The following is a 692-nucleotide window of genomic DNA, read 5'->3' on the forward strand; positions in this document are numbered from 1 at the left end:
ATTCCACCATGCGCCTCGTTGGTTGGTCGCTGAGCACCATGCCCGATTCTCGTCAAGCCCTGCTTTCATTAAGTTTCTGGCGCGGGTGTATACGCGTTTCCACTGCCGCCATAACAGGCAGCGGAGTTTTCGTCGTATCCAACCGTCCAGTTCCTCCAGCACGCCTTTGACTTTTGTCAGGCGGAAGTAGCTTATCCAACCCCGAAGCACGGGTGTCATTACGTGTATTGTCTCACTGATAGAGCGAGAGTAATGCCCTGTCGTCATTTCGCGGATTTTATCCTTGAAGCGATTTACACTTTGCACGGCGATTTTCACCCGGCTCTCTTTGTGCCGGGTAAAGCTATAGCCTAGGAACTTGCGTTCCCACGGCCGGGCTACCGCGCTTTTGTCGGCATTGACTTGCTGCTTCAGTTCGTTAGACAGGAAGTCGGTGATATCGGCCAGTAAGCTCTCGCCTGCTTTCTGACTGCTCACGTAAATATTGCAGTCATCAGCATAGCGGCAGAAGCTATGACCTCGTTGCTCTAATTCCTTGTCTAAGCTATCCAGCAGGATGTTTGATAGCAATGGTGATAGTGGGCCGCCTTGCGGCATGCCTCTGTCCCGCGTTACCCGCTGGCCATTGGCCATCATTTCCACTTCAAGGAAGCGGCGGATGAGTTTCAACAGCCGTTTATCTTCTATCAGGT

Annotated in this window: 1 protein-coding gene; it reads right to left on the bottom strand. The window is 52.3% G+C overall.

The features are described 5' to 3' along the window. On the bottom strand, positions 1 to 669 hold a 669-nt coding region (locus C6Y40_RS20680; RefSeq protein WP_240622043.1), incomplete at its 3' end, for a group II intron maturase-specific domain-containing protein. Positions 670 to 692 lie beyond the last annotated feature (23 nt).

It is taken from the genome of Marisediminitalea alba (assembly GCF_002993365.1).
GTDB classification, from domain to species: domain Bacteria; phylum Pseudomonadota; class Gammaproteobacteria; order Enterobacterales; family Alteromonadaceae; genus Alteromonas; species Alteromonas alba.